We start from the raw sequence: 16,792 nt of genomic DNA, 5'->3' as shown, positions 1-16,792 counted from the left end.
GTCATGGGGCAGGGGCGGGGCTGGGAGGGCGCGGTGCTGAAACTGCTGCGCGCCAAGGACTTCATGCTGACCGTCCTCGACGCCGAGGACGTGACCCCGCGCTACCGCCGGCTGCGGCTGTCCGACGGCGGGCTGCTCGCCGCGGCCGGCGTCCACCCGACAATGTGGGTACGGCTGTGGTTCTCCGACCACGGCCGGCCGCACCAGCGGGCCTACACCCTGGTCGACCCCGACCCGGCCGCCGGCACCTTCGCCCTGGAGTTCGCCCTGCACGAGGGCGTGGCCTCCGACTGGGCCCGGACCGCGCGGCCCGGCGACACCATCGAGGCCACCGTCCAGGGCACCGGCTTCCAGCACCCGGACCCGGCGCCCTCCCACGTCCTCGCGATCGGCGACCCGGCCTCGCTGCCCGCGCTCAACTCCCTCCTCGGCGCCCTGGCTCCGGCCCCGGCCACCGTCTGGTTCGAGGGCGAACCGGCGGGACTGCCCTGCCGGACGGAGCCCGGCCGGCACGAGATACGGCCCGTTCCGCGCCGGGACGCGGGCGCCGCCCACCTGGTGGCACGGGTCCGCGCCGAGCTGCCCGCCGTCCTCGCCGGCACCCCGCGGCCCTATGTCTGGATCGCCTGCGACACGGCGACCACCCGCACCCTCGCCGCCTACGTCCGCAAGGACCTGGGCGTGCCGAAGCAGCGGGTGCACGCACTGGGCTACTGGCGCGCGGACTGAACGAACGGACGGCTCAGGGGCGGGGCGCGGGCGCTGGGCGAGCGGATGGCCCGCCGGTGCACCGTGCCCGGACGGCGGGCGGGCGGCTTCCCGGCGGAGCGAGCGCGGCGCCGGACGCACGACTCCCCACTGCACCGAGCACGGGTGCCGGGGCGGACTGACGGCTCTCCCTCCGCGCCACGCCCGTATGGCAGGCGGGCGGACGACTCACCGGCGGAGCGAGCGCGGGCGGACGGCTCTCCGCCGCGCCACGCCCGGGCGCCGAGCGGCCCCGCCCGGCGACGCGGGGACGGCGCGGGGCGACCGGAGAGGCGGCGCGGGAACCGCGGGGCGACTGGAGAGGCGGCGCGGGAACCGCGGGGCGACTGGAGAGACGGCGCGGGAACCGCGGGGCGACTGGAGAGACGGCGTGGGAACCGCGGGACCGGCACGGGGCGACCGGACAGGGCGGCGCGGGAACCGCGGGACCGGCACGGGGCGACCGGACAGGGCGGCGCGGGAACCGCGCGGGTGACGCGGGGACCGCGCGCGACGTGGCCGGGCGCGCGGGATCATCGGCCCATGGACGTCACCCTGCACCTCGCCCAGGACCCCGCGGCCGACGCGCTGCTCGGGCGCTCCCCGCTCGCCGCGCTGACCGGGATGCTGCTGGACCAGCAGATCCCGATGGAGTGGGCGTTCAAGGGCCCCCGGACCATCGCCGACCGGCTCGGCACCGAGGACCTGGACGCCCACGAGATCGCCGCGACGGACCCGGAGGCCTTCGCCGCGCTGCTCGCCGAGAAGCCCGCGGTGCACCGCTACCCGGGCTCGATGGCCAAGCGCGTCCAGCAGCTGTGCCAGTACCTCGTCGAGCACTACGACGGGGACGCCGAGGCGGTCTGGCGGGACGCCTCCAGCGGGGCCGAGCTGCTGCGCCGGCTGGAGGAGCTGCCGGGGTTCGGCAGGCAGAAGGCGCAGATCTTCCTGGCCCTGCTCGGCAAGCGGCTCGGGGTCGCGCCGGCCGGCTGGCGGGAGGCCGCCGGCGCCTACGGCGAGCCGGACACCTTCCGGTCCGTCGCCGACATCACCGGCCCGGAGTCCCTGGCCAAGGTGCGCGCCTTCAAGCAGCAGACGAAGGCGGCGAAGAAGAAGGAGAACGAGAAGGGGAAGGAGAAGTAGCAGCGCGGGCGTGTCACCCGTACGGCCCACTCCGGTGGCTCCCGCCAAGCCGCCGCGCCCAGCATGGAGCATGACCGAGGCACCGAGCGGCGGCCCGCACGGGAACCGCGAGTACGACGACCGGCACACCCACGCGGCCGACCCGCACCAGGGGCACCCGACGGCGGAACGGGCGCGCGGGCACCCGGAACCGGAACCGCCGTTCGAGGGCCCGCTGCACGCCCTGTCCCGGGCCGCCTGGCAGGTCGTCCTGCTCACCGGGCTGGGCTCCCTGGTGCTCGGCGTGCTGGTGCTGGTCTGGCCGGGCGCCTCGCTGCTCGCCGTCGGCGTGCTGTTCGGGCTCTATCTCCTCTACAGCGGCATCTTCCAGCTCGTGGCCGCCTTCGGCACGCACCAGACGACCTCGCTGCGCGTGCTCGCCTTCATCAGCGGCGCGCTGTCGATCCTGCTCGGCCTGCTCTGCTTCCGCGGGCCCATGCAGTCGATCCTGCTGCTCGGCCTGTGGATCGGCATCGGCTGGCTGTTCCGCGGGATCACCCAGACCGTGGCCGCCGTGCACGACTCCCGCACGCCCGCGCGCGGCCGGCAGATCTTCCTCGGAGTGCTGACCCTCATCGCCGGAATCGTGCTCATCGACTCGCCGTTCGAGTCGGTCGCGGTGCTGACCCTCGTCGGCGGGATCTGGCTGCTCGCGGTGGGCATCGTGGAGATCGTCACCGCACTCGGGATCCGCGGCCGGGCCCGCCGGGTGCCGCGCCCCGTCTGACCGGCCGTCAATTCGGGCCGCCCGCTTACACCCGAACGGATGGTTCTCCGGCGTGGCGTGCGGCCCGTCCCGTCCGGGCGGGGAAACAACCACCATGAGCAGGAGCAGCACCCGCGCGTTCCCCGGCCGCCGCCGGCTGCGGATTCTCGTGCTGCTGCTCGTCCTGTGGGTGCCCGGCGCCACCGTACCGGCGCCCGATCTCGTGGACTTCCCGGTGGCCGCGGAGAGTGCCGAGCACGACGTGCCCGGCACGGTGCCGCGGCCGCCGGACCGCCCGGCCCAGCGGGCGGGCGTACCCGAGCGCCCCGCGCTGCCGCCCGGTCCGGCGCCCGCCCGGCCGGCGGTCCGCCCGCGCCCCGGCCCGCCCCGGGCGCCGTACCCCGCGTGCCTGCCGCGCACGGTGGTCCTGCGCTGCTGACCGCCCCGCCGTACCCACCAGGCCGGTCGGTTCGACGCGAGGAGCAGCACAGCCATGACCACAGATCCGTACGCCGTCCTGCGCGCCCTGTTGCGCGCGGAGGCCCGGCGCGCCCCGGCGCCCGGGCCGGACCAGCGCACTTCCCCGCCGCAGCGGCCACCCGAGGACCGGGACCGCTGAGCGGACCCCGGCGGGGGCGGCCTACCGCCTCCGCCGGGCCGTACCGAACAGCGAGCGGGTGATCTCCCGGCCGAGCTGTCTGCCGACCGAGCGGGCCAGGGACTTGAACGCGCCGCTCTCCACCACCTGTTCGACCAGCGACGGCTCCTCTTCGGGCGCCTTCCGGCGCCCCCGGGCCGGAGCCGGGGCCGGGGCCGCCCGCGGCGGTCGCGCGCTCAGCTTCTCGTACGCCGACTCCCGGTCCACAGCCTGTGCATAACGCGCGTGGAGCGCGGAGCCCCGGACGGCCTCGTCCAGCGCTACGGCGTCCAGCGGACCCATCAGGGACTCCGGCGCGCGCAGCCGGACGGCGGCGACGGGCGTCGGGGCGCCGCCCTCGCCGAGCACGGTCACCACGGCCTCGCCGGTGCCCAGGCCGGTGAGCAGTTCCGCCAGGTCGTAGCCCGACCGCGGGAAGGTCCGCACGGTCGCCCGCAGGGCCTTGTCGTCGTCCGGGGTGAAGGCGCGCAGCGCGTGCTGGACGCGATTGCCGAGCTGGGCGAGGACATCGCCGGGCACGTCCTTCGGGGTCTGGGTGACGAAGAAGACGCCGACGCCCTTGGAGCGGATCAGCCGGACGGTTCGGGTGACCGACTCCAGAAACGCCCGGGAGGCGTCCTGGAACAGCAGGTGCGCCTCGTCGAAGAAGAAGACCAGCCTGGGCCGCTCGGGGTCGCCGATCTCGGGCAGGTCGTGGAAGAGGTCGGCGAGCAGCCACATCAGGAAGGTGGAGAACAGCAGCGGTCTGTCCTGGACGGCGGCCAGTTCCAGGACCGAGACGACGCCCCGGCCGTCCGGCGCCGTGCGCAGCAGGTCCGCCGTATCGAACTCCGGCTCGCCGAAGAAGTCCGCCATGCCCTGCGCCTCGAAGGCCGTCAGCGCCCGCAGGATCACCCCGGCCGTGGCACCGGACAGGCCGCCGACGGTCCGCAGTTCGGGCCGGCCCTCGTCGGAGGCGAGGAAGGCGACCACCGCGCGCAGGTCCTTGAGGTCGATCAGTTCCAGGCCCCTGGTGTCGGCGTAGTGGAAGACCAGGCCGAGGGACTGCTCCTGGGTCTGGTTCAGCCGGAGCGCCTTGGCCAGCAGCACCGGGCCGAAACTGGTGACCGTGGCGCGGACCGGGATGCCGTGGCCGAGGCCGCCGAGCGCGTAGAACTCGGCCGGGAAGCCGGCCGGACGCCACTCCTGGCCGACCTCGGCGGACCGCTCGCGCACCCGGTCGTCCGCCGTCCCGGGCCGCGCGATGCCGGACAGGTCGCCCTTGACGTCCGCGAGGAACACCGGGACGCCCCGCGCCGAGAGCTGCTCGGCGATCAGCTGGAGCGTCTTGGTCTTGCCGGTGCCGGTGGCGCCCGCGACCAGACCGTGCCGGTTGAGCACGGACAGCGGGACGCGGACCGGCGCGTCCGGATGGCACCGCCCGTCCCACAGCAGGGCGCCGAGGTCGAGCGCGGGGCCGGTGAAGGCGTATCCGGAGGCGATCTGCCGGGCCGGGGCGGGCAGCGCGGCCCCGGGCCCGGAGCCGGCGGGCGGCACGCTCTCGCTGTCACTCATCTCCGGCCCCTGTTCCCGCAATAACCCCTATGCCCGGTTCGTCCGTTCTTTTCAAGCGTCGCACTCGACCGCCATGGCTGCGCCCGGAACGTCTTGACCGGTAGGCTTTCCGTGTGATCTTCAAGCGCATCGGAAACGGCCGGCCGTACCCCGACCACGGCCGGGAGAGCACCCGGCAGTGGGCGGACGTCGCGCCGCGCCCGGTCCGCCTCGATCAGCTCGTCACCACCAAGCAGCAGCTCGACCTGGAGACCCTGCTCGCGGAGGACTCGACGTTCTACGGCGACCTCTTCGCGCACGTGGTGAAGTGGCAGGGCGACCTGTATCTGGAGGACGGACTGCACCGCGCGGTCCGCGCCGCCCTCCAGCAGCGCCAGGTGCTGCACGCGCGCGTGCTCGAACTGGACTGACCCGCACGACACGGCGGTTGGCCCTTTCGGGTTCCGCTGAACCCCATCGGCTGATCATCTGATAGGCATCGCCGCCCAGGCGCATTACGCTGCGCTCATGAGCATGCTGACTCCTCCGGGCATGGGCGGCCAGTACCGGATCACGGGGGGCAAGTACCCCCGTATGCGTCCGCCCCGCCGGCGCGGCAGGCTCGTGGCCGTCGCGGTGGCGTCCGTCGCCGTGCTCGGTCTGCTGGGCTGGGGCGTCCTCCAGCTCGTCGACGTCTTCACCGGCGGCACGAAGGCCACGGCGGCCGGCCGCACGGCCGACTGCCGGACCAAGGCCGCCGCGGCCCCGGCGGCCCGGACCGAGTCCCTGCCCGCGCCCGGCCGGATCACCGTGAACGTCTACAACGCCACCCCGCGCGCCGGGCTCGCCAAGAAGACCGCGGACGAGCTGAAGAAGCGCGGCTTCCGGATCGGCACCGTGGGCAACGCGCCGAAGCAGTACGACAAGAAGGTCAAGGCCCCGGGCCTCCTCCTCGGCTCCCCCGCCGCCCAGGACACCTCGCTGCGGGTGCTCGGCACCCAGCTCACCGGTGCCCTGACGCGCGCCGACGCGCGCTCCAGGGCCGATGTCGACCTGATCATCGGGGACGCCTTCACGGGCCTGGCCGCGCGGCCGGCGGTCACGCGGACCCCGGCATCCCCCGAACCCGCGCCGTCCGTGCGGAAGGGCTGCTGACCGGCGCCCGGAGAGCGCCGGTCACCCGCGCGGACTACTCCGCGGACCCGTACAGCCGGTCGCCCGCGTCCCCGAGCCCCGGGATGATGTACCCCAGCTCGTTCAGGTGGTCGTCCACGGCCGCGGTGACCACGGTGACCGGCGTCCCCGCCAGCTCCCGCTCCATCACCGCGACGCCCTCCGGCGCGGCGAGCAGCACCACGGCCGTCACGTCGTCCGCACCGCGCTGGATCAGCTCCCGGATCGCCGCGACCAGCGTGCCGCCCGTGGCCAGCATCGGGTCCAGCACGTACACCTGGCGGCCCGACAGGTCCTCCGGCATCCGCGAGGCGTACGTGGACGCCTGGAGCGTCTCCTCGTTGCGGATCATGCCGAGGAAGCCCACCTCGGCGGTCGGCAGCAGCCGGACCATGCCGTCCAGCATGCCGAGGCCGGCCCGCAGGATCGGCACCACCAGCGGGCGGGGGCGGGCCAGCTTCACACCGGTGGTGCGGGCGACCGGTGTCTGGATGTCGACGGCCTCGGTCCGCACGTCCCGCGTCGCCTCGTAGGCGAGCAGGGTGACCAGTTCGTCGGCGAGCCGCCGGAAGGTCGCGGAGTCGGTGCGCTGGTCGCGCAGCGTGGTGAGCTTGTGAGCGACCAGGGGGTGGTCGACGACATGGAGACGCATGTCCCTAACGGTACCTGCGCCCCGGGACAGCCTCACTCTGGCGTGAAACCGGCCGTCCGGGGGAAAGTGGGAGGGACGGACTGGGGTGGTGTGACGTGTCTGACCTGCCTGACCTGCCCGACAACTACGAGAGCGCGGCCGAGCGCCGCCGGCGGCGCGCCCAGTTCCTGCGCGATCTCGCCGAGGCCCGGGAGCTGCGCGCCCGGGTGCAGCCCCGGCGCGCCAAGGCCGCCCGGCTGCGCCACGCGCTGCGTATGCGAACGTTCCGCTGGTAGCCGTACACGGCCCGGAAGTTCCTCGTGCGTACCCGTGTTGGGGTGGTGGGGCGTGCGTGGCGGCGGCGGAAAACCCGCGTACGATCCGCAGGTGGCGGCAATGAGCAGGCCGCTGTCCCGATCGCGGACCAACGGTCGGGACAGCCGGACACAGGGAGCCGAAGACGTCCCCTGAACGCTTTGTTTCTGCCACGATTCCGAGTGGGTGGGGCTCGGAGCCCAGGCTCTCTCCGCCCACGTACCTCCGCCGGGGGGACCTCCAACCGGCACGCCTATGACCAGTGGGAGAGTCACGGTGTACTTCGCCGCACTGCTCGCGCGCACCGAAGACGGGTGGGAAGCGAGCGACACGGAGCTCGACGATGTGGAGACCCTGTCGGATCTGGCCGACCTGGCCCGGGAAGCCTCTCCCGACGAGGACACGGTGCTCGTCCTGATCGAGCACGAGGACGCCTGGTTCGGCGTCGTCCGCGTGGACGGCGAGGACGATCCTCGCATCTACGTCTCGGACGCCGCCGCCGCCAGCCGCAGCGCGTACGGGGAGCTGCTGCTCACCGACGAACTGCTCGGCCGGAAGCCCGGCGCGGACGACGGCCCGGACCTGGACGCCCTGGACCTCGACGGCACGGAGGACGGTGACGCCGAGGCCGTCGAGGACGACGAGGAGGAGACCGGCGGCGCCGACGCGGTGCCGCACGGCCCGGTGGGCGACAGCGGCGTCCTGGACGACCTCGGCATCAGCGAGAAGGAGCTGCGGGCCCTGGACGACGACGCGCTGAGCACGATCGCCGAGGCGCTGGGTGCCTCGGAGGTACTGGAGACCGTCCGCTGACCACGGCACGCGACCTCCAGGACACACCGGACCCGGTACGGGACCGCTGGCGGCCGGCGATGCGGCTCGCCCTGGACCAGGCCGCCCTGGCCGTCCGGGGCGGGGACGTCCCCGTCGGTGCCGTCGTGCTGTCCCCGGACGGCACGACGGTGCTCGGCACCGGGCACAACGAACGCGAGGCCACCGGTGATCCCACGGCCCACGCGGAGGTCCTCGCCCTCCGGCGGGCGGCGGCCACGCTGCACACGGCGGCGGGCGGCGCCCCCGGCACGGGCGGCGCGTGGCGGCTGACCGGGTGCACGCTCGTCGTGACGCTTGAGCCGTGCACGATGTGCGCGGGCGCGCTGGTCCAGTCCCGGGTGGACCGGGTGGTCTACGGCGCCCGGGACGACAAGGCGGGCGCGGCCGGCTCCCTGTGGGACGTGGTCCGCGACCGGCGGCTCAACCACCGCCCGGAGGTGATCGAGGGCGTGCTCGCGGCGGAGTGCGCCCGGCTGCTCACGGACTTCTTCCGGAACCGCTGACGGACCGCGCCGGTCCGCCGCCGTGGCGCTGACGGCCCGCGCCGGTCCGCCGTCGGCACCGCTGAGGGGCCGCCGCCGGAACCGTCGCCGGGCCGCCGGCGAGTCCGGCGTGGCGTCGGCGGCTATCGATTTCGAACCATGCCGCACTGTGCTGTAAGGTCTCCCTCGGTAGCGTGTCCGAGCGGCCGAAGGAGCTCGCCTCGAAAGCGAGTGTGGCGCAAGTCACCGAGGGTTCAAATCCCTCCGCTACCGCTCGCAGAGGGCCCCGCCGACGGCGGGGCCTTTCGCGTACGCCCACCCGCAACCGCCGTGCCACGGCGTGCTGTTGACCGTGGGTGAGGCTCCGGAGGTTACACTCGCGCCCGGCAGCAGGGGCCCACGGGGCACTGGCACAGGGGAGGCCGTGGTGGCGGTGAACGCCAAGAAGATCGCCGTGTACGTGCTCGTGGTCTTCGCGCTGTACGTGATCATCACGGACCCGGCCAAGGCGGCCGACTACGTGCAGATAGGCTTCGAGGGCATATCGGACGCGGCGAAGGCCGTCGGCGACTTCATGACCTGGGCCGCCAACGGCGGAAAGAGCTGAGGTACATCCCATGATCCGCCATCTGGTCCTCTTCAAGCTCAACGAGGGCGTCGACCGCGACGACCCGCGGGTCACCGAGGGCGCGGAGGCCTTCCGGGCCCTCGGCGGGCAGATCGGGGAGCTGCGGTCCTGGGAGTGCGCCTGGAACATCAGCGAACGGCCCGACGCCTACGACTTCGCGATCAACTCGGCCGTCGAGGACGCCGGCGCGCTCAAGCGCTACGCGGAGCACCCGGCCCACCAGGCGGCCGTCGCGCGCTGGCGCGAGTTCGCCACCTGGGTGATCGCCGACTACGAGTTCTGAGCCCCGCGCTCCCCGCAGCCCCCCGCCGTTCCGGTGGGGGGCTTTCCTGTACCCGATGCCCCAACTTGTCGATATTTGAGGACAACACGGCGTTATCGGGTGCTTGCACACGGTGCACATGTCTTGTGATGCTATGACCGCTTTTGACGGATGATTGACGGATGAAGAGGTGGCGTTGACCGTGTCGGCCAGTACTGCGCCGCCTCAGGACGAGGCGGCAGCCCCGACTCCGCCGGCCCCCGAGAAGCGCCGTGGTGCGGACACCCGCGCCCTGACCCAGGTGCTCTTCACCGAGCTGAAGGAACTCACCCCCGGCACGCCGGAGCACCACCGCGTGCGGGGGGCGCTGATCGAGGCGAACCTCCCGCTCGTACGCTACGCCGCCGCCCGCTTCCGCTCCCGCAACGAGCCGATGGAGGACGTCATCCAGGTCGGCACCATCGGCCTGATCAACGCCATCGACCGGTTCGACCCGGACCGGGGCGTGCAGTTCCCGACCTTCGCGATGCCCACCGTGGTCGGCGAGATCAAGCGCTACTTCCGGGACAACGTCCGCACCGTCCACGTGCCGCGCCGGCTGCACGAGCTGTGGGTCCAGGTCAACAGCGCGACCGAGGACCTGACCACGCTCCACGGCCGCTCGCCGACCACCGCCGAGATCGCCGAGCGGCTGCGGATCAGCGAGGAGGAGGTGCTCAGCTGCATCGAGGCGGGGCGCTCCTACCACGCCACCTCGCTGGAGGCCGCCCAGGAGGGCGACGGACTGCCCGGCCTGCTGGACCGCATCGGCTACGAGGACCCGGCCCTGGACGGCGTGGAACACCGCGACCTCGTCCGCCATCTGCTCGTCCAGCTCCCCGAGCGCGAACAGCGCATCCTGCTGCTGCGCTACTACAGCAACCTCACCCAGTCCCAGATCAGCGCGGAACTCGGCGTCTCCCAGATGCACGTCTCCCGGCTGCTCGCGCGCAGTTTCCAGCGGCTGCGCTCCGCGAACCGCATCGACGCGTAACCCGCGGACACTACGCGGAGTTCACCGGTGCCGGGCCGCGGCACGCCGGCGCCCGCCCGGTGCACAGCGGGCGCACGGAAGCACGGCGCGCACGGCGCTGCATCGCCTACCCGATCGGGTGTCGACGGGCACAAGCGCCTCGCTCACCAGGGCAGATGCCGGTGCTCCCGGTCCGAAACACCGTCAGGCCCCTGTCTCGTAGGGGGTATTCGGGTCTTGGGTGTCGACATGTCGGTACAGCGCGTTGCCGACATGTGACATTCTGCGGGAAGCGCGTTTGCCGGGGCTTCGGCACCGGTATTCAGGTGAAGGCTGCGTTGCTCCACGACGGCGCCGCCGCGACCGTCCCGCGACCCAAAGGGGGTGGCATGTCCGCAGACCAGGGCAGCTCGAAGGTGCTGACGCCCACGAAGAGCGAGGCAGCGCCCAAGCAGCTCGACGCTCTCGACGTCCTCGACGGCTTCGACGGCGTCACCGCCCTCGACGCCGTGCCGTCCCCGGCCGTCGGCCCGTCCGCCGAGGCGCTCCCGGCCCCGGAGGCCGCGGCGAACCTCGACACCCGCACGCTGTCCCGGTCCCTGTTCCTGCGCCTGGCCGCGCTGGAGGAGAACAGCCCCGAGCGGGCCTACGTCCGGGACACCCTGATCGAGCTGAACCTCCCGCTGGTCCGGTACGCGGCGGCGCGCTTCCGCTCCCGCAACGAGCCGATGGAGGACATCGTCCAGGTCGGCACCATCGGCCTGATCAAGGCGATCGACCGGTTCGACTGCGAGCGTGGGGTGGAGTTCCCGACCTTCGCGATGCCCACGGTGGTCGGCGAGATCAAGCGGTTCTTCCGCGACACCTCGTGGTCCGTGCGGGTCCCGCGCCGGCTCCAGGAGCTGCGGCTGGCCCTCACCAAGGCCAGCGACGAGCTGTCCCAGAAGCTGGACCGCTCGCCCACGGTGACGGAGCTGGCCGCCGTGCTCGGCGTCTCCGAGGAGGACGTGGTCGACGGCCTCGCGGTCGGCAACGCCTACACCGCCTCCTCGCTGGACTCGCCGGCCCCGGAGGACGACGGCGGCGAGGGCTCGCTCGCCGACCGGCTCGGCTACGAGGACGCGGCGCTGGAGGGCGTGGAGTACCGCGAGTCCCTCAAACCCCTGCTGGCCAAACTCCCGCCGCGCGAGCGCCGGATCATCATGCTGCGCTTCTTCGCGAACATGACCCAGTCGCAGATCGGCGACGAGGTCGGCATCTCCCAGATGCACGTCTCCCGGCTGCTGACCCGGACCCTGGCCCAGCTCCGCGACGGCCTGATCTCCGACTGAGGCACCGGGACCCTTTCCCGCGCGCGGCTTCGTAGCCGTACGGCGTGATCCCACGCAGGGCCGCCGGGGCGCCTTCGGGCGCTCCGGCGGCCGTCGCCGTCCTGGGCGGCGTGGTGACAATGCGTGGGTCGGGCCGGACGGTGACGGCACCCGGACGGTGACGGCACCCGGTCGGCAGGGGCCTGCGGGTCGGTACGGCGGCGGAAGAGCCGCGCGCCACATCAGCGCGCACCGGTCCGGCTGACGTCAACGCACGCCCGCGATCCGGCGGTTGGCCCGCCACCACGAGTCCGTGCCGCGCCGACGCCTCGACGCCGGCGCCTTGCCACCGATGTTGCGGCACCGGTGATGCGCCGCCGGTGCTGCGCACCGACGCCTCGTCGCCGGTGCCGGCCGGTCGTCTACTTCAGCGCGAGCCAGGCGACGCCGGCCACCACGGCGAGCGCCACGATGACACCGATGATCAGCCCGACCCGGGGACCGGACGGAGCCGCCTGCTGCTGCCGCCCCTGGGGAGCCTCGTCGACGAACGCGCGGAACATCTGGGTGCTGCCGGCGGGGTCGTAATTGCCCTGGGGGCCCTGGGTGTTAGCCATGCCCCGAGACCCTAGCGAATCCAGCCGACCGGCCCAAGTGCGGGGCCACCGGGACAGACGGGGGCACGTCACCCGCACTCACCTGCATATTTACGTTCGCAACACTTGCCTTTGCCAACTTTTTGCGTGACCGCCTCCGAGCTTGTTTGCCTTCAGCAACCAAACAGTCGTATGGTTGCCCCAAGCAACGAATACGGGAGGTGTGATGGCCGAGCGGGCGCAGTTTGAAGAGCTGGCGCGTCAGCTCAGTGCCGTCGGAGCCGTGAAACGGGACATGGAGCGGATCCTTCCGCCCGACTGCCCGGCCGGCTCGGCTGCCGTGCTGACCCTGCTCGGCCGTCACGGCGACATGCGCATGAGCAAGCTGGCGGAACTGCTCGCCGTCGACATGTCGGTCACCAGCCGCCATGTCGCGCACGTCGCCGCGTACGGCTGGATCGAGCGGCTGCCGGACCCCGCGGACAAGCGTTCGCGCATCCTGCGGCTGACACCGGAGGGGCTGGAGCAGCTCGACGAGCTGTCCCGCCGGAGCACGCACCTGCTGGCCGAGCGGCTGGCGGACTGGTCCGACGAGGAGGTCGGCCAGCTGATCCGGCTGATGACGCGGCTGCGTACGTCCTTCGGTGACTGCCGGTCCGCCCCGGTCCGCATCCCGGCCCCCGTAGTCGAAGAGACCACCCGTACACCCGCAAGCACGTAAGAAAAGGAAGCCCATGGCAACGACCACACCAGCCGGTGTGCGGGCTCACGCCAAGCACGGGGGAGGCTCCCACGGCGACGCGCCCATGACGCACCGGCAGATCATGGAGGCCCTCTCCGGGCTGCTGCTCGGCATGTTCGTGGCGATCCTGTCCTCCACGATCGTCTCCAACGCCCTGCCCCACATCATCGGGGACCTCGGCGGCGGCCAGTCCGCCTACACCTGGGTGGTCACCGCCGCCCTGCTGTCGATGACCGCGGCCACTCCCCTGTGGGGCAAGCTGGCCGACCTGTACAGCAAGAAGGCTCTCGTCCAGATAGCCCTGATCATCTACGTGGTCGCCTCGATGGCGGCCGGTCTGTCGCAGAACCCCGGCATGCTCATCACCTTCCGGGTGTTCCAGGGCATCGGCGTCGGCGGTCTGTCCGCCCTGGCGCAGATCGTCATGGCGGCGATGATCTCCCCGCGTGAGCGCGGCCGTTACTCCGGCTACCTCGGTGCCACCTTCGCCGTCGCCACCGTCGGCGGCCCGCTGCTCGGCGGTGTCATCACCGACACCTCCTGGCTGGGCTGGCGCTGGTGCTTCTACGTCGGCGTGCCCTTCGCGATCATCGCGCTGATCGTGCTGCAGAAGACCCTGCACCTGCCCGTGGTCAAGCGCGAGGTCAAGGTCGACTGGGGCGGCGCGACGCTGATCGCCGCCGCCGTCTCCCTGCTGCTGGTCTGGGTCACCTTCGCCGGTGACAAGTACGACTGGCTGTCCTGGCAGACCTGCGCGATGGTCGGCGGCTCGATCGTCCTCGGCGCGCTGTTCGTGCTCGTGGAGTCCAAGGCGAGCGAGCCGATCATCCCGCTGCGCCTGTTCCGCAACCGCACGATCACGCTGGCGTCGCTCGCCTCGCTGTTCGTCGGTATCGCGATGTTCTCCGGCACCGTGTTCTTCAGCCAGTACTTCCAGCTGGCCCGCGACAAGTCCCCGACGATGTCGGGCGTCATGACCATCCCGATGATCGGCGGTCTGTTCGTCTCCTCGACCGTCTCGGGTCAGTTCATCACCCGCACCGGCCGCTGGAAGGCGTGGCTGGTCAGCGGTGGCGTGCTGGTCACGGCCGGCCTGCTGCTGCTCGGCGGCATCCGGTACGACACGGACTACTGGAAGATGGCCATCTTCATGGCGCTGCTGGGTCTCGGCATCGGCATGATGATGCAGAACCTGGTGCTCGCCACGCAGAACCAGGTGGCGCCGTCCGACCTCGGCTCGGCCAGCTCCACGGTCACCTTCTTCCGCTCGCTCGGCGGTGCGGTCGGCGTCTCGGCGCTCGGTGCCGTGATGTCCCGCCGGATCACCCACTACGTCGAGGACGGCGTCTCCGCGCTCAGCCCCAAGTACCAGGCCGCCCTGTCCGGCAGCTCGGGCTCGACCGACAGCATCCCGGACATGAACGCCCTCCCGGCGCCCATCCGGACGCTGATGGAGAGCGCCTACGGCCACGGCATCGCCGACGTCTTCCTGATCGCCGGCTGCCTCGCCGCCGTCGCCTTCCTGATCACGCTCTTCATCAAGGAGGTCCCCCTGAGGACGCAGGGCGCGCTCGCGCAGTCCGCCGAGACCACCGCCCCGGCCCAGGCCGAGGCCCCGGCCGCCGCCCAGGCCGCCGCAGCCCAGGCTCCGGTCCCGGCCGCGGTCGCCGTGACCAGCCCGGCCGACGGCACCGCCGTGGAGACCCGGCCGATGACGGCCGTCGCCACGGTCGCCGAACCCGGCGCCGGCGCCGGTGACGGCGGCACCCCGGTGCACGGCTTCGTCCGTGGCGCCGAGAGCGCCCCGGTCCCGCAGGCCGCGGTCACGCTGATCTCGCTCTCCGGCCGCCAGCTCGGCCGCTCGGTCGCCCAGGCCGACGGTTCCTACGCGCTCGCCGCGCCGGGCACCGGGTCGTACGTCCTGATCGCCTCCGCCGACGGCTACCAGCCGCAGGCCTCCACCGTCGTGGTGGGCGAGGAACCGCTGTCGTACGACATCCTGCTCAGCGGCACCAGCGGGCTGACCGGCGTGGTCCGGGCCGCCGGGAGCGCGCTGCCGGTCAAGGACGCCATGGTGATCGTCACCGATGTGCGCGGTGACCTGCTGGCCACCGCCGCCACCGGCGAGCAGGGCGACTTCGCCCTCACCGAGCTGGTGCCGGGCACGGTGACCGTCGCGGTCAACGCCGGCGGCTACCGGCCGCGCGCCCTGCCGGTCGAGGTCGGCGCCACCGGCGTCACCCGCATCGAGGTCGACCTGGACGCCGGCGCCCGGCTCCAGGGTGTCGTCCGGGCCCCGCACGGTCCGCTGGCCGACGCCCGGGTGACCCTGGTCGACCAGGCCGGCAACGTGGTCGGCAGCGCCACCACCGGTTCGGACGGGGCGTACGCCTTCACCGACCTGGACGGCGGCGAGTACACCGTCATCGCGACCGGCTACCCGCCGGTGGCCACCGCGCTGACCGTGACCGGCCCCGGAGTGGACGGCCACGACATCGAACTCGCCCACCCCGGCGAGTAGCCACACCCCGGCCCGTGGCGGCGCGTGCCCTGAGCGGAGGGCGCGCCCGCCACGGGCCGGTCTCATACGACCACTTTTTAAGCCTTTTCAGGGAGAAAACGGGATGGGACTGACCGCGAAGATCCGTACGCGGGACGGGTGGGCCGTGTCGCACGCGGTCGTCACGGTGACGGACATGACCGGTTCGCAGGTGCTGCGCGCCGAGACGGACGCCGAGGGGGCCGTACGGGACACCACCGAGCTGGCCCCGGGGGCGTACACCGTGATCGTGACCGCCATCGGGTACGCGCCGGCCGCGTCCAGCGCCATCGTCACCGCCAGCGGCCGGGCCGAGGTCGGCACGGTCACACTGGCCCGGCAGGGCGGCACCGAGCTGCCGCCGCCCGGCCCCTGGACCATCGACCCGGTGCACTCCTCCGTCGCCGCGGTCGCCCAGCACCTGGGCATCTCCAGCGTGCACGGCCGGTTCACGGAGTTCGGCGGCACGATCGAGATCGCGCCCGACGACATCGCCAAGTCACGGGTGGAGGCGGTGATCCGGGCGGCATCCATCGACACCGGCAACGGCATGCGCGACACGCACCTGCGCTCGGCGGACTTCCTGGACGTCGAACGCCACCCGGAGATCACCTACCGCTCCACGGACCTGACCCAGGCCGGCCCCGACCGCTGGACCGTGCGCGGCGAGCTGTCCCTGCACGGTGTCGTACGGCCGGTCGACCTGGACCTCGCCTACCTCGGCACCGGCGCCGACCCGTGGGGCGGCACCCGCGCCGCGTTCCGGGCCACCGCCGAACTGCGCCGCGAGGACTTCGCGATGAACTACAACCAGGTCCTCCAGGCGGGCATCGCCGCCATCGGCACCACGCTGAAGGTGGAGCTGGACATCCAGGCGGTGCAGGGCGACTCGCTGCCCCAGGCGTAGGCACAGCAGGGTCAGCCACGAGCGGGCCGGTTGCCCCTAGGGTGCTGGTATGGCACCGAACATCGCTACCACCACCCGAGTGTCGCCGGCCGAGCTGCTGGACTTCGTACGGCCCCGCCACCGGGCCCTGCTGATCACCCGCAGGGCCGACGGCTCCCCGCAGGCGTCCCCGCTGACCTGCGGGGTGGACGACTCCGGCCGGATCGTCGTCTCCACCTACCCGGAGCGGGCCAAGACCCGCAACGCCCGGCGCGATCCGCGGGTCGCCCTGGTCGTCCTCAGCGACGACTGGAACGGCCCGTGGGTGCAGATCGAGGGCACGGCCGAGGTCATCGACGCCCCCGACTCCGTGGAACCGCTGGTCGAGTACTACCGGAACATCGCCGGCGAGCACCCGGACTGGGACGAGTACCGCGCGGCCATGCTCCAGCAGGGCAAGTCCCTCATCCGGGTGCGGCCGGAGCGGTGGGGGCCGGTGGCGACCGGCGGCTTCCCGGCCCGGCTGGTGGCGGAGGAGTAGCCGGCCCGGGGCGCG

General features: G+C 72.8%; 21 protein-coding genes and 1 tRNA gene. 19 read left to right on the top strand and 3 right to left on the bottom strand.

Features of this window, described 5'->3' with window-relative positions; translation table 11 throughout:
* Positions 1–3: 3 nt before the first annotated feature.
* From ACH4OA_RS08820 to ACH4OA_RS08800, 5 genes are all read left to right on the top strand, one after another.
* Complete coding sequence (locus ACH4OA_RS08820) at positions 4–729, top strand: siderophore-interacting protein (protein WP_397968302.1); 726 nt, start codon at positions 4–6, stop codon at positions 727–729.
* A 561-nt stretch (positions 730–1,290) separates the two neighbouring features.
* Positions 1,291–1,890, top strand: a complete 600-nt coding sequence (locus tag ACH4OA_RS08815; RefSeq protein ID WP_397936709.1) for an HhH-GPD-type base excision DNA repair protein — start codon at positions 1,291–1,293, stop codon at positions 1,888–1,890.
* A gap of 70 nt (positions 1,891–1,960) precedes the next feature.
* On the top strand, positions 1,961–2,656 hold the full coding sequence (locus tag ACH4OA_RS08810) for an HdeD family acid-resistance protein (protein WP_397968300.1): 696 nt from the start codon (positions 1,961–1,963) through the stop codon (positions 2,654–2,656).
* Between the two features lie 94 nt (positions 2,657–2,750).
* Positions 2,751–3,074, top strand: coding sequence for a hypothetical protein (locus ACH4OA_RS08805; RefSeq protein WP_397945850.1), 324 nt, complete (start codon positions 2,751–2,753; stop codon positions 3,072–3,074).
* A 54-nt stretch (positions 3,075–3,128) separates the two neighbouring features.
* On the top strand, positions 3,129–3,254 hold the full coding sequence (locus ACH4OA_RS08800; RefSeq protein ID WP_365874128.1) for a hypothetical protein: 126 nt from the start codon (positions 3,129–3,131) through the stop codon (positions 3,252–3,254).
* 21 nt (positions 3,255–3,275) lie between these two features.
* Here ACH4OA_RS08800 and ACH4OA_RS08795 read toward each other — a convergent pair whose 3' ends face one another.
* Positions 3,276–4,847, bottom strand: a complete 1,572-nt coding sequence (locus ACH4OA_RS08795; RefSeq protein ID WP_397968297.1) for a helicase HerA-like domain-containing protein — start codon at positions 4,845–4,847, stop codon at positions 3,276–3,278.
* Positions 4,848–4,960: 113 nt separating this feature from the next.
* On the opposite strand from ACH4OA_RS08795, the gene ACH4OA_RS08790 reads away from it, so the two are divergent.
* A complete protein-coding gene (locus tag ACH4OA_RS08790) occupies positions 4,961–5,257 on the top strand; it encodes a type II toxin-antitoxin system VapB family antitoxin (protein WP_004943146.1) in 297 nt (98 codons plus the stop codon).
* Positions 5,258–5,354: 97 nt separating this feature from the next.
* Positions 5,355–5,981, top strand: a complete 627-nt coding sequence (locus tag ACH4OA_RS08785) for a LytR C-terminal domain-containing protein (protein ID WP_397968294.1) — start codon at positions 5,355–5,357, stop codon at positions 5,979–5,981.
* A gap of 34 nt (positions 5,982–6,015) precedes the next feature.
* Here ACH4OA_RS08785 and upp read toward each other — a convergent pair whose 3' ends face one another.
* Positions 6,016–6,651: a uracil phosphoribosyltransferase gene (upp, locus tag ACH4OA_RS08780; RefSeq protein ID WP_365874134.1), complete on the bottom strand. Its 636-nt coding sequence runs from the start codon at positions 6,649–6,651 to the stop codon at positions 6,016–6,018.
* Positions 6,652–6,746: 95 nt separating this feature from the next.
* On the opposite strand from upp, the gene ACH4OA_RS08775 reads away from it, so the two are divergent.
* The 8 genes from ACH4OA_RS08775 (at position 6,747) to ACH4OA_RS08740 (ending at position 11,494) form a co-directional block, all read left to right on the top strand.
* Positions 6,747–6,926 (top strand): hypothetical protein, encoded by a 180-nt coding sequence (locus tag ACH4OA_RS08775; RefSeq protein WP_365874168.1) that lies wholly within the window; start codon positions 6,747–6,749, stop codon positions 6,924–6,926.
* A gap of 295 nt (positions 6,927–7,221) precedes the next feature.
* Positions 7,222–7,758 (top strand): hypothetical protein, encoded by a 537-nt coding sequence (locus ACH4OA_RS08770; RefSeq protein ID WP_365874164.1) that lies wholly within the window; start codon positions 7,222–7,224, stop codon positions 7,756–7,758.
* Positions 7,759–7,817: 59 nt separating this feature from the next.
* The gene (gene tadA, locus ACH4OA_RS08765; protein WP_397968291.1) at positions 7,818–8,282 is read left to right on the top strand and encodes a tRNA adenosine(34) deaminase TadA; all 465 of its coding nucleotides are present in this window, start codon (positions 7,818–7,820) and stop codon (positions 8,280–8,282) included.
* A gap of 167 nt (positions 8,283–8,449) precedes the next feature.
* Positions 8,450–8,534 (top strand) — tRNA-Ser (locus ACH4OA_RS08760).
* A 154-nt stretch (positions 8,535–8,688) separates the two neighbouring features.
* Positions 8,689–8,868 carry a hypothetical protein gene (locus tag ACH4OA_RS08755; protein WP_365874138.1) on the top strand — a complete coding sequence of 60 codons (180 nt, stop codon included), beginning with the start codon at positions 8,689–8,691 and terminating at the stop codon, positions 8,866–8,868.
* 10 nt (positions 8,869–8,878) lie between these two features.
* Entirely contained in the window at positions 8,879–9,172 is a 294-nt protein-coding gene (locus tag ACH4OA_RS08750; RefSeq protein WP_397945853.1) for a Dabb family protein, read from the top strand.
* A gap of 175 nt (positions 9,173–9,347) precedes the next feature.
* Positions 9,348–10,184 (top strand): RNA polymerase sigma factor SigF, encoded by an 837-nt coding sequence (locus tag ACH4OA_RS08745; protein ID WP_397936786.1) that lies wholly within the window; start codon positions 9,348–9,350, stop codon positions 10,182–10,184.
* A gap of 368 nt (positions 10,185–10,552) precedes the next feature.
* The gene (locus ACH4OA_RS08740; protein ID WP_397936698.1) at positions 10,553–11,494 is read left to right on the top strand and encodes an RNA polymerase sigma factor SigF; all 942 of its coding nucleotides are present in this window, start codon (positions 10,553–10,555) and stop codon (positions 11,492–11,494) included.
* 401 nt (positions 11,495–11,895) lie between these two features.
* Here ACH4OA_RS08740 and ACH4OA_RS08735 read toward each other — a convergent pair whose 3' ends face one another.
* Positions 11,896–12,090, bottom strand: coding sequence for a hypothetical protein (locus ACH4OA_RS08735; RefSeq protein WP_365874144.1), 195 nt, complete (start codon positions 12,088–12,090; stop codon positions 11,896–11,898).
* Between the two features lie 205 nt (positions 12,091–12,295).
* Here ACH4OA_RS08735 and ACH4OA_RS08730 point away from each other — a divergent pair, with 205 nt between their 5' ends.
* From ACH4OA_RS08730 to ACH4OA_RS08715, 4 genes are all read left to right on the top strand, one after another.
* A complete protein-coding gene (locus ACH4OA_RS08730) occupies positions 12,296–12,790 on the top strand; it encodes a MarR family winged helix-turn-helix transcriptional regulator (protein WP_397936697.1) in 495 nt (164 codons plus the stop codon).
* A 13-nt stretch (positions 12,791–12,803) separates the two neighbouring features.
* Positions 12,804–15,332 carry an MFS transporter gene (locus ACH4OA_RS08725; protein WP_397968288.1) on the top strand — a complete coding sequence of 843 codons (2,529 nt, stop codon included), beginning with the start codon at positions 12,804–12,806 and terminating at the stop codon, positions 15,330–15,332.
* Positions 15,333–15,435: 103 nt separating this feature from the next.
* Positions 15,436–16,257 (top strand): YceI family protein, encoded by an 822-nt coding sequence (locus ACH4OA_RS08720; protein ID WP_365874149.1) that lies wholly within the window; start codon positions 15,436–15,438, stop codon positions 16,255–16,257.
* 49 nt (positions 16,258–16,306) lie between these two features.
* Complete coding sequence (locus ACH4OA_RS08715; protein WP_397968285.1) at positions 16,307–16,777, top strand: PPOX class F420-dependent oxidoreductase; 471 nt, start codon at positions 16,307–16,309, stop codon at positions 16,775–16,777.
* The last annotated feature ends 15 nt before the right edge of the window (positions 16,778–16,792 follow it).

Source organism: Streptomyces sp. NPDC017095, from assembly GCF_044332325.1.
Classification (GTDB): domain Bacteria; phylum Actinomycetota; class Actinomycetes; order Streptomycetales; family Streptomycetaceae; genus Streptomyces.
This window is presented reverse-complemented; position numbering and strand designations above follow the sequence as displayed.